Below are 11854 nucleotides of genomic sequence, written 5' to 3' on the forward strand. Positions count from 1 at the left end.
AAATAGTGAGTAGCAATTAACGTTGAAGGGTGATTTATATGCTGAAACTGCCGGTGTATCATTCCGTAATTTCTTCCCATGCCATAGTACCCGTAATTAATGATCTTTATGAAATCGGGGATGTTCTGGAGTGTAGTTTTTATGAGAACGGACTTAATGATACCTATTTACTAAAGACCTCTATTGATAAATACATTCTTAGGATCTATAAAGCTCATTGGCGAAATAAACATGAGATTGATTTTGAAGTGGAGTTATTGAATCACTTAAATAAGAAGAATATCCCTGTATCGGCTCCGGTAATCAGCAGGGATGGTGGTTACCTAATTGAGCTGGAGGCTCCTGAAGGAACACGTTACGCAGTTCTGTTTACTTTTGCAAAAGGCAATTATTCCGATGAAAAAGCTAGCTGTGAATTATACGGTGAACAAGTGGCTAAGATGCATCTGGCTATGGATGATTTCGAATGTGGGCAGCAAAGATTTACGCTTAATCTGGATCATCTGCTTAAAGAACCGCTTCAATCGATTCGCAAGCCTTTATCCCACAGGCAAGAGGATATCGATTATCTAGAATCTTTGTCGGAAGTATTGGCAAATAGCATAGCTGAAATCTCATCAGAGCTGGATTGGGGGGCATGTCATGGTGATCTTCATGGAGCGAACGTACATTTCTACGAGGATACCCTGACTCATTTCGACTTTGATTGCGGAGGTTTTGGCTGGAGGGCCTATGATGTTTCCGTGTTTCTGTGGTCAAGGGTTAGAGGGAAAGAACGAGAGCATTTTGACAATGAACAATGGACTGTTTTCCTGGATTCATACCAAAAGCATAAAGTATTATCTGAGAACGATTTAAAGGCAATCCCTATATTTGTTGCTATCCGGGAGATATGGTTGATGGGTCTGCACACAGGGAACGCACAGGTTTGGAGTTGTGGGTGGCAAAACGATCATTACTTCAATACTAATCTGCAATTCCTACGTAATTGGTGTGAAGTTCATTCTATCCAATAGACAATACCCAAACAAGAAGCCACTCCATATTTAGGGGTGGCTTTACTTCAGTCATTATTCATAAACGTCTTATGATAAGCGTTACGATATTGGGTGGGTGTCATGTTTTCGTATTTTCGGAAGAGGCGCATGAAATATTTATCGTCGGTGAATCCCGTCTCTGTCGCGATGTCCCTCACGCTTAATGCGGTTCTGGTTAGTAGCTCCTTCGCTTTAGTCACACGTACTGAATGGATATATTCTAATGGCCCCATGGAGGTATGCTGTTTAAATAGCCGAGCTAGATAGTCCTTGTTGTAATTGAATTTATCCGCGATGATGGCCACGGTAAGCGGTTCGCTTGCATGTATCCTTGTCCACTCAGCTATTTTGACGAAGGTGACATCTTGCTGTGCGCGGATCAGCTTACTGGCGAACGGCTGAAGTGCATGCTCAGACAGCTCAATTAAAAGCGAGGTCAGCAAATAATTAACGCTGGAATAGGTTAAATACCCCGAGTTGGCCACATGAAGGATTTGATTCGCTAGAATATGAATCCGGTCACTATGTTGGATTTTTATGATTTGGGGCAGATATAGATCATGTACGGACCATAAGCGCTGTGTGCGCGAAAAGATTTCTTCTGCCTCAGGCTTCATTTCCTCCTCACTCAGTAATAACCCCTCGGTTGTCAGTTCGAAATGAAACCAATAAAACTTAACCCCGGGTCGTGACTCTCTATAGCCGACATGTGTGCGATTAGGCATGAGCAGAAGAGCTTCGTCGGGGCCTACTTCAAATTGTTTGTTCTCCTCACTCAAATATACCGTTTCGTTCACGCCAATGATTAGTTCGTAGTTCCCCATAACACGCTCCACATGCTTCCATGGTGTTTCTGAGATAAATTCACCTGCCGCTGTAAAATGAACAGGTGCATCTGCATTTATTTTTAAATAGCTCATGCGGTCCTCCTAGTATTCATAAGTCGGGTTTGTCCACTATTTGTACGACTGGTCTACCGACAAATCAACGTTCCGGTGTTATCTTATGGATACAAATATACACTTGTCATCTAACCCTGACAAGATTGCGAGGGAGCGATTTCATTGAAGACGCAAGCTTTTGATCTACAGAACGTACGAATTGATTCAGGTCCACTTCTCCATGCGATGGAGTTAAATACTGATTATTTACTTAAGCTTGAGGCAGATCGGCTTCTGTCGCGTTTTCGCGAATATGCTGGCTTAGAGCCTAAGGCTGCTCACTACGAGGGCTGGGAATCTCAGGGTATTAGCGGCCATACGTTAGGCCATTATATTTCTGGATGTGCGTTAATGTATGCCTCTACGGGAAATGAAGAGCTGCTACAACGCGTGAATTATGTAGTAGATGAATTAGAGCAATGTCAGGATGCGCATGGCAATGGCTTTATTTCCGGCATTCCTCGTGGCAAGGAGTTATTTGAGGAAGTGAAGGCAGGCGACATTCGCTCACAGGGCTTTGACCTCAACGGAGGTTGGGTGCCGCTTTACACGATGCATAAGCTGTTTGCAGGTCTTCGCGATGCTTATCGATTGGCCGGCAATCAGAAGGCGCTCGTTATTGAAACGAAGCTGGGGCTGTGGCTTGAGGATATTTTTGCAGGGCTGAGTAAAGATCAGATCCAAGAGGTGCTGCGTTGTGAGTTTGGCGGCATGAATGAAGCGCTGACGGATTTGGCAGAGGATTCCGGAGAAGATCGTTTCCTCGCGTTAGCGGAAAGCTTTTATCATGGGGAAGTGTTTAATGATCTGGCCGTAGAAAAAGATACCCTAGCTGGAAGACATGCTAATACACAGATTCCAAAAATCATCGGAGCTGCTAGACAATATGAGGTAACTGGGAAGGAGCATTATGCAGGTATTTCCCGCTTCTTCTGGGATCGGGTCGTGAATCATCATTCTTATGTGATCGGCGGCAACAGCTATAATGAGCATTTTGGTGAACCGGATAAGTTAAATGATCGATTGGGTGAAGGCTCTTGTGAGACATGCAACACGTACAACATGCTGAAGCTGACTAAGCATATGTTCCAATGGGATGCGTATGCAGCGTATGCAGATTACTACGAACGTGCGATGTATAACCACATCTTAGCCTCTCAGGAGCCGGTAGATGGCCGGGTATGTTACTTCGTATCTCTCGAGATGGGTGGACATAAATCGTTTAATTCGCAGTTCGAAAGCTTTACGTGTTGTGTAGGTTCGGGAATGGAAAGCCATTCTATGTATGGCTCGGCGATATACTTCCATAGTGCAGATGAGCTTTATGTCAATCAGTACGTACCTTCTACAGTGGCTTGGAAAGAGCAAGGCATTAGCTTGCAGCAAGAGACCAGGTTCCCGGCAGAGGGACAAGGTATACTACGGATCAGTGCAGCACAGCCAACGAAATTCACATTAAAGCTAAGATATCCTTACTGGGCTGAGCAAGGGATGAGTGTTAGCGTAAATGGTGAAGACGTTCAAGTAAATGTAGGCAAATCTAACTACTTTACTTTGGATAGAGAGTGGCAGGATGGAGACGTTGTCGAATACAATATTCCGATGTCGGTGAGAATCGAGACGATGCCGGATAATCCGAACCGAGTTGCATTCCTTTACGGGCCACTTGTGCTCGCAGGTGATTTTGGGCCTATAAATGCAGAGACCAATAGAGATCGCGCCCTTGCTTCCGTATTAATCGGAGATCGGGACACACTGACGGACAACCTCATCCAATCTAATGTGAGCAAAAATGTGTTCCGGATGAAAGGTTTAGGGTATACAGGGGATCATGAGCTTCGTCCGTTCTACCCTATGCATGATCATCGTTATTCCGTGTATTGGGATTTATTCACACCGGAAGAGTGGAAGCTGGCAGAGGCTGAATATCGCGAAGCTGTGGAGAATAACTTGCTGCTTGAGCAGTTAACTGTCGATTCGGTACAACCTGCTGAAATGCAGCCTGAACGCGATCATAATTTCACAGGTGAATTTGTAGGCTTAGGTAAAATCCACAATCGCAAGTATCGGGACAGCTGGATCAATGGCTGGTTCTCCTTCACGATGGAAGTTTTGCCGGATAAGCAAGTGGATTTGGTGGTCACGTATCTGAAGTCGAACGATACTTCGCTGGCATTTGATATTTTGGCGGATGGGGAGCAACTTGGTGTAGGCACTCTTGAGTCTGAGGAGATGAATAAGCTGGAGACGATTCGCTATGAACTCCCGCAGCCGATCACGAGCGGCAAATCAGCAGTTACGATCAAGTTTGCTTCTCATGAAGGACATAAGGTTGGCCAAGTGGCCGGACTACGTATCGTTAAACGTAATTCTTGAATAAAAAGGCTTACAGAATTATAATAGGGTCAATTCTTTTAATTGAGGTGAAATGGATGTCTTTCCGTACCGTTACAAGGAACTAGTTATCGGGCTGGGTGAAACGCGTACCAGCTATCAAGGGGGGAGTCTACCCTTTTGATTACAACTAACTAGAGCTTTGAACGGTGCCATAGGCAGCTATTTTTGTAGAGCCAGGCACTTAACCTATTTAACTTAGAGAACCGTTTATTTGTGGATGGTTTTTTACAGTGGGATAGGAGCGTCTGGCTTTTTTGCATTCAATTAAAAGAGGGGATAAACGATATGTTAAAAAAGAGTCTAGCTCACCTAAAGTGGTGGGTATGTGGTTATATTTTATTGGGTTTTGCCATTCAGCTGTTAAGTAGTTTAGGGGTTGTTGTCTTTCAAAAAATATTAGATAAGGCCACGGTAATCAACAGTTTTGGTGAAATATCCACATTAATTATAGTGTATGGGGCTCTGCTAGCTGGGGTGGCGATCCTGAATTATATAGACGAATACCCGAGTGTGTTTTTATCGAACAGCATCACGGAGCGGTTAAAGATTCTTGCACTGTCCAAAATATCAAAAATGGATTATCAAGCGTATCAGGATATGGGAACAGGGCAGATGATTAAGGTGATCGAGAACGGGGCAGCGGCTGGAAACAGCATTATTTTTTCTTTTTTTCTCAAAACACTACATGAGTTGTTACCTACTCTTCTATTCAGTCTAGTCTTTATCAGCTTCTATGATCTAAGGATCATGTTAGTGATTGCAGCTGGCTATGTGGTCGTCTTTCTGATAACAAATCTGTTGTTGAAATTTCTGTATGCGATGAAGGCTGCCATTCTCCAAGAGCAAGAAAAGATGTCCAGATTCTCTATCCGCGGGTTTATGGAATTGGTCGTCTTTAGAACCAACAAGAGATATGAGAAAGAGATCGATAAATTAAGCCAGACCGCACGCACTATCATTCATAAAAATGCTCAGCTAAAAATGATCCATGAAGCTTTTTTTGCTATATTCGAGTTATTTGTCACGATCATTAAAGTTGTTGTCCTGATTTATGGTGTGAAAAGCATTGTCGCAGGCGAGACCTCCCTTGGTATTGTGGTCGCATTGTTTATGTTCATCGATAAAATTTATACCCCAATTGCCATCTTTAATGTTTTATTTGTAGATTACAGACTGAATAAAGTGACCTACAGAAGATTCGAGGAATTTATTGCTGCCCCAGAAGATAAGAACTTGGAATCCGGAGAAGCCATCACTGAGCTCCAAGGCAATATTGAGTTTAGGGAGGTGTCCTTTACTTATGGGAATGTGCAGATTCTGAATAACCTGTCATTTTCGCTTACGCGAGGAGTTTCCGTTGCTATTGTCGGATTAAGTGGAGGCGGGAAATCTACGCTGATTAAATTGATTGTGGGGTTATTAAAAAAGGGCGAAGGTGAACTCTTACTGGACGGTAAGGATATCGATGAGATTCGTTTGAATAGCTACTATGATCATATTTCCTATCTATCCCAAGATACGCCGATTTTTGATGCTACGATAAGGGATAATATTGTATTTGATGAGGATACTCTGTCGGATGAAGAGCTATATGAGATTCTGGGAAAAGTTCATTTGCAGGAAAAAGTAAGCCATTTGCCGGATCGCTTAGATACTTTGGTGGGCGAAAAAGGTCTCAAATTATCAGGAGGCGAAAGACAGCGATTAGCCTTTGCCAGAATCATTGCCCAAAAAAGAAATATTCTAATTCTGGATGAGCCTGTGTCAGCGCTTGATAATATCACTGAGCAAAGTCTTATGGAGACGATTTTAAATGAATTTAAGGACAAAACTATCATCATTGTGGCCCACAGGCTTAATTTTATAAAAGACGTTGATAAGATATTGGTAGTGGATCAAGGGTCAATTGTTGGGGAAGGGAAGTTTGATGATTTAATAGAACAGTGCGAAGCTTTTAAAGCGTTATGGAATAGAAAAATATCGTTTACAGATTATCGATAAATTGCTAGACTCTTCTAAAAAAAGAGGTGCTATCTATGGCTTGGCCAACACATATTGTAGCGGTGGGTGGAATTGCAATAAATGAAGAGGGAGATATTCTTTTAGTAAAAACACATCATGGTGGGTGGGTATTTCCTGGAGGACAAGTGGAAGTTGGAGAAAACCTAATGGATGCACTAATTCGCGAGATTAAAGAGGAAAGTGGAATAGATATCGTTGTTTCTCAATTGATTGGCGTGTATTCGAATACAGGTATGCATAAATGGTATGACGGTGAGACGGATGTTCCTACCAAGGTCATGTTAGACTTTATCTGCAAGCCCGTGGGTGGAGAATTAAGTACTTCGGAGGAAACATCTGAAGTGATGTGGGTAGCCAAGGAGAAGGTGCTGGATCTGATTTCTGCAGCGGCTATTCGTACCCGCTATCAAGCTTATTTGGATTTCGACGGAAATACTAGGTACATGGATTATGTAACTGGAGGTGCGTTTGGAGTTAAATTGGATCGGACGGTGTAAAAAAAGAAGCTTTGAGGCTTTCCCGAAAGGGAAGGCCTCTTTTGTTGGGAATGAGCAATCATTCCGCTATATCGTATAAGGATTGTATCGAATCATCTCAATTAAATTCACTGCGGCTGCTGATAAGGGCTCATTTTTACGTGTACAGATTGCAATGGTATTTTTCAGATGGACTCCTTCTAAATATACTCGGCACAATTCTCCACGCTCTACATATTTGCGTACGACTAATGAAGAAACGAAGTTTGCGCCATATCCGGCGATAACGGCTTTGATGGCTTCATGTAGTCCATTAAATTGCAGAGAGATGATAGGAGCGGGTGTGTTGTATGTGCGGCATAAAGATAATAATCGCTCCCGCGTTGAACTCCCTTCTTCACGCATAACGAAGGGTTCCTTCATCATTTCGGATAGAGAAACTTGCTGATTGGCATAACGATGATCGGGTGCGACTACAAACCATAACTCGTCCTGAAATAACTCCTCTGTCTGGATTGTATCTGGATAAGCCTCGGCGATTCCTCCATAAATAGCTATATCCACATCTACATTTAACAGCTGCTTGAGGGCATCACTTGAGTTGGTAGTGGTGATCATCATCTCCACTTGTTCATATTGCTGCTTAAACTTTGCAATCCAGGTAGGAATGAGAAAGTGAGCAGGCAAATACGTTGCGGCTAGACGGATACTTCCGTTACTGCCGTTAACATAATCTTGAGCGAATTGCTCAATTTGTTGTTCTACGGCGAACAGTCGCTTGGCGAGTAGAGTAAGCTCTTCCCCTGCATCTGTTAAAGCAATTCCTCTGCCTTGAGGTTTAAATAGGGCAAAGGACAGTTCCTTTTCGAACTTCTTAATCTGCGCAGTGATGGCAGGCTGACTTATATTTAAAATTTCTGAAGCGCGTGTCACACTGCCTGCCGATGCGATTACATGGAATAAGCGTAAGGCATGTAGGTTCATGGTTAAACTCCCATTCTTCGATTCATATATTAAATATATAAATTAAATATAAAGATATATTATATTTATGATTATAACTGATTTACAATACAGATATAAAGATGAACTTGGAAAGATGAGATTAGGGAAAGGAATAATGGAGAGGAGGTTTGGAACTGTAGGAGCGTAGCGATCGCCTTTGTCTCCGGATTTCAACCATGAACAGTGTTTAAATTGAAGAAATCTGGAGACAACAGCGACCGGAAGTCCAAACACTCCTCATAGTTACGAACGATCCCTAAATGTGGAATTTATAAGTTCATCTAAACCAAAATCAATACTAAAGGAGAAGTGATAAATATGAATCAAACGACTACTTGGGATAAAGTCGATCAGTATATTACAGAGCGCCTGATTCCACAGGACGCTGTATTGGAAGAAGTGTTGGTCACCAATCAACAGGCAGGGTTGCCGCCCTTTGATGTTTCGCCTAGTCAGGGGAAATTCCTCAATCTACTGGTGCAAATGAAAGGTGCACGCCGGATTTTGGAGATTGGCACCTTGGGCGGGTACAGTACGATTTGGATGGCAAGAGCCCTGCCGTCTGACGGACAGATAGTTACCTTGGAGCTGGATCCTATTCATGCGCAGGTAGCTAAAGCTAATCTTTCGCTTGCTGAGGTGGATCATCTGGTAGAGCTTCGTGTAGGGGATGCATTAGAGCAACTGTCTCAGATGAAACAAGAGGGCGTTGAACCCTTCGACTTTATTTTTATAGATGCCGATAAACCGAATAATCCTAACTATTTAAAGTGGGCGCTGCAATTCTCCCAGCCCGGAACGGTGATCCTTGGAGATAATGTGATTCGTGAAGGCGAGGTCATTAATGAGAATAGCGAAGACGCTCGTGTAGTAGGCGTACGGGAATTTTATGATCTGTTGGCTGAAGAGTCTAGAATTTCGGCTACTGCCATTCAGACGGTGGGAAGCAAAGGTTATGATGGATTTGTATTGGGGATTGTGAATAGCTGAGGGATTCGACAGATCCTCTAAGCGTTACGGACCCCGTTGGCGTTATTTGCGAATTTTTAGCCTATAGAGCAGGGTTTCGGACTCCAGTGACGCTATTACTTAGAAAGAGGTTCATCTGTGTCCGATAGATGCCGGTGCCTCCTACCTGTAAATGATATCAAATCAAACAAAGGTGTCCCTAAGCCATGATGGCTTTTGGAACACCTTTGTTATTTTAAAGCGCCTCTTTAATTACCTTTTTGTAATAGAAGACGGACAATATTGCAAAGATCGAATACAAAGCAGTGTATAACAGCATCACCAGAATCATCGGTGTCCAAAGCTCTGTGCCGAATAAGAACCAGCCGGATTTAACGGCGAAGTAGCTGTGAAGCAGACCTATGACTAATGGAATACCGAAGTTGAACAATTGTTTCATCTGTATACCTCTGAGCAGATCGCCTTGCGTGAATCCAAGCTTTCTCAGAATAGTGTAGTTAGGTTTTTCATTTTCACTTTCATCCATTTGTTTAAAGTATAGAATACATCCGGAGGTAATCAAGAAGGTTAACCCCAGAAAAGCAACGATAAACATAATGAGTCCCATATTTTGTTTTTGACCTTTTATCGACTCTAATTGAGAGTCTTGTTTGTTTTTCTCATCAAATTTCAAGGTCTTGAAAAGTTCATTTGCCTGTTCAACGCTTGCCCGGACTTTCATATCAATCCCGATATTAAGGGAGGATCCCCTTTGAAGGGCAGGATCTAAATCCTTCTTTAAGCGCTTAAAGATCGATTCGTCTACAACCGCAACCGGTAAGCCACCTCCTGTGTAATACCCTGAAATGGGACTTTCGATATCTAATCTTTTATAATCCTGTGGAAAAACCTCATGTAACCCTTTGAGTTCAATCGCACCTTTATCTTTCATAGTAACAAAATTATCCAGTGCACTGCTTGATTTCGTAAAATAAGCTTTATCTGGAGTTAGATCAACGTCTTCAAGTGCATTTTCACTTATGACCGCCAGGGTCATAATATTTGAAAACATATTGTCTCCGTCCGGTTTTTTAACAAGAATCTCTTCAACATCTACATCGACCTGAAGGACTTGGGTCCTTCTTTCTGTAAATACTAAATCATTTGCCGTTAGGATCTTTGTAAATTGTTCAGCCTCTTGGGCATTCGTGAATACAAAATCCGTTGGGACATATTGCTTGGAAGTTTTCTCAGCAGAGTAAAAGGAAATGTAGCTAAGGGATAATAAACCCAGGGCTAGTGCCGATACCGTTGTAATGATGGTTAATAATACGGCATTGGATTTCATGCGAAACATAATGGAGGAAAGAGATAGAACCTCTCTAATGTTCAGATAGCCGTTTTTCCGCTTACGAATGATATGAAAAATAAAACTTACCGAGCCTTTATAAAATAGATAGGTCCCAATAATGACGGATCCCAAAATAGTAATCATGGATATAGCCAATTGATTCATTGAGGTTACGTCTTCGGTAAGTAATTTAGAGGAGAGCACATAGCCCAGTAGGATTAGGCCAATTCCGACAATCCCTATGATCATTTCAAAGAAGGATAACTTTTTCACTGTACCTTCTGTTGTTGAGGTTACCCGGAACAAGGATAAGATACTTTGTCTTTTAATAAATCCATAATTCATCAGCATGATCAAAAGATAAATCACACAGAATACGATCAATGTCTGAATCAAAGCTTCGATAGAGAAATGAAGGGAGGCTATAGCATCGACCCCCATTATTTTAAATAAGATCATGAGGATCAATTTTGAGATAGAAAAGCCTACTAATATCCCTAGGATCAGGGAACCGAAATATAGGATAAAGTTTTCTGCCGAAAGAATGCGGAAAATTTTATTTTTGGTCATTCCAATTAACTGAAATAAGCCAATTTCTTTGCCGCGTCGTTTGATAAAGATCGTATTAGCATACAACAGGAAAATAGAGACAATTACGACTAGTAAAACCGAGGCAGCCGTGATGGCGGCGCCCCCTTTGATAGAGCTTTCCAGCTCATCCATCGAGGGATCGTATTGCAAGGTGACAAAGGCGAAATATAAGGCCACACTAAAAACTAGCGCAAACACGTATAGGTAGTAATTTCGGATGTTTTTTCGCAGATTTCGAATCATTAATACATTAATGCTCATTCTGCACACCGCCTAATACACCCTGTGTTTTTATAATGTCGTTGAAGAAAACTTGTCTTGATTGTTCTCCTTTATTTAGTTGCGTATAGATTTTTCCATCTTTTATAAAAATAACTCTACTGCAATAACTGGCAGCCACTGGATCATGTGTAACCATAACGATGGTTGCTCTTCGTTTTTGATTGAGTTCACTTAGCTTATTTAATAAATCAGAAGCGGATTTAGAATCCAGCGCCCCGGTAGGCTCATCAGCAAAAATAATACTTGGATCATGAATGAAGGCACGAGCTGCTGAGGTACGTTGTTTTTGACCGCCAGAGATTTCATTGGGGTACTTATTTTTTAATTCCAAAATCCCCAATTCCTTTGCGAGACTTTCGAATTTCTGATTGGCGGCTTTCTTGGGTGTATTGGTAATGGATAGTGGCAGCAGGATGTTTTCCTTTACCGTCAGCGTGTCCAAGAGATTATATTCTTGAAATATAAAACCTAAATGATTCTTGCGAAATTCAGCAAGCTGCTTCTCTTTCATATTGGAGATTTCATTGCCCTCGATGGTAATAGATCCGTTACTGATTTTGTCGATCGACGAGAGTACGTTGAGTAGGGTGGTTTTACCTGAACCGGAAGGCCCCATGATGCCAACGAATTCGCCTTCTTCTATACGAATATCGAGTCCGCTTAACACGGATTGTTTGTTTAATTTATTGCCATAGCTTTTATGAATTTTAGTAGCTTCTAGAATTGCCATAATGATTCACTCCTTCGTTTCTTCTTGTATAGCTTTATTATAAAAAAGTTTATTGTTCTTATCCTGCGATTGCC

The 11854-nt window shown here is 41.9% G+C and carries 9 protein-coding genes; 5 read left to right on the top strand and 4 right to left on the bottom strand.

All coding sequences use genetic code 11. The annotated features are described in order from the left end of the window. The first annotated feature begins 38 nt into the window (after window positions 1-38). Complete coding sequence (locus MHB56_RS16495; protein ID WP_341143766.1) at window positions 39-1016, top strand: phosphotransferase; 978 nt, start codon at window positions 39-41, stop codon at window positions 1014-1016. Between the two features lie 47 nt (window positions 1017-1063). Here the strand turns inward: MHB56_RS16495 and MHB56_RS16500 are convergent, their stop codons facing one another. After that, window positions 1064-1957: a helix-turn-helix transcriptional regulator gene (locus MHB56_RS16500; protein WP_076218986.1), complete on the bottom strand. Its 894-nt coding sequence runs from the start codon at window positions 1955-1957 to the stop codon at window positions 1064-1066. A 144-nt stretch (window positions 1958-2101) separates the two neighbouring features. On the opposite strand from MHB56_RS16500, the gene MHB56_RS16505 reads away from it, so the two are divergent. The 3 genes from MHB56_RS16505 to MHB56_RS16515 all read left to right on the top strand — a co-directional run bounded on the left by MHB56_RS16505 (window position 2102) and on the right by MHB56_RS16515 (window position 6894). After that, window positions 2102-4354: a beta-L-arabinofuranosidase domain-containing protein gene (locus tag MHB56_RS16505; protein WP_341143767.1), complete on the top strand. Its 2253-nt coding sequence runs from the start codon at window positions 2102-2104 to the stop codon at window positions 4352-4354. Window positions 4355-4660: 306 nt separating this feature from the next. Further along, window positions 4661-6376, top strand: a complete 1716-nt coding sequence (locus MHB56_RS16510; RefSeq protein WP_248549119.1) for an ABC transporter ATP-binding protein — start codon at window positions 4661-4663, stop codon at window positions 6374-6376. Between the two features lie 35 nt (window positions 6377-6411). After that, window positions 6412-6894, top strand: coding sequence for an NUDIX hydrolase (locus MHB56_RS16515; RefSeq protein WP_248549118.1), 483 nt, complete (start codon window positions 6412-6414; stop codon window positions 6892-6894). Between the two features lie 66 nt (window positions 6895-6960). On the opposite strand, the gene MHB56_RS16520 is transcribed toward MHB56_RS16515, so the two are convergent. Continuing rightward, complete coding sequence (locus MHB56_RS16520; protein ID WP_341143768.1) at window positions 6961-7857, bottom strand: LysR family transcriptional regulator; 897 nt, start codon at window positions 7855-7857, stop codon at window positions 6961-6963. Window positions 7858-8196: 339 nt separating this feature from the next. Here MHB56_RS16520 and MHB56_RS16525 point away from each other — a divergent pair, with 339 nt between their 5' ends. Then, window positions 8197-8868 carry an O-methyltransferase gene (locus MHB56_RS16525; protein WP_076302322.1) on the top strand — a complete coding sequence of 224 codons (672 nt, stop codon included), beginning with the start codon at window positions 8197-8199 and terminating at the stop codon, window positions 8866-8868. A 214-nt stretch (window positions 8869-9082) separates the two neighbouring features. Here MHB56_RS16525 and MHB56_RS16530 read toward each other — a convergent pair whose 3' ends face one another. Next, the gene (locus MHB56_RS16530) at window positions 9083-11029 is read right to left on the bottom strand and encodes an FtsX-like permease family protein (RefSeq protein WP_076302323.1); all 1947 of its coding nucleotides are present in this window, start codon (window positions 11027-11029) and stop codon (window positions 9083-9085) included. Next, entirely contained in the window at window positions 11019-11780 is a 762-nt protein-coding gene (locus MHB56_RS16535) for an ABC transporter ATP-binding protein (RefSeq protein ID WP_076192732.1), read from the bottom strand. Before MHB56_RS16535 ends, MHB56_RS16530 begins: the two co-directional genes overlap by 11 nt. Between the last annotated feature and the right edge of the window lie 74 nt (window positions 11781-11854).

Origin of the sequence: Paenibacillus sp. FSL H8-0315, from assembly GCF_038005365.1 — a bacterium.
In the GTDB taxonomy this organism is placed as follows: domain Bacteria; phylum Bacillota; class Bacilli; order Paenibacillales; family Paenibacillaceae; genus Paenibacillus_AQ; species Paenibacillus_AQ odorifer.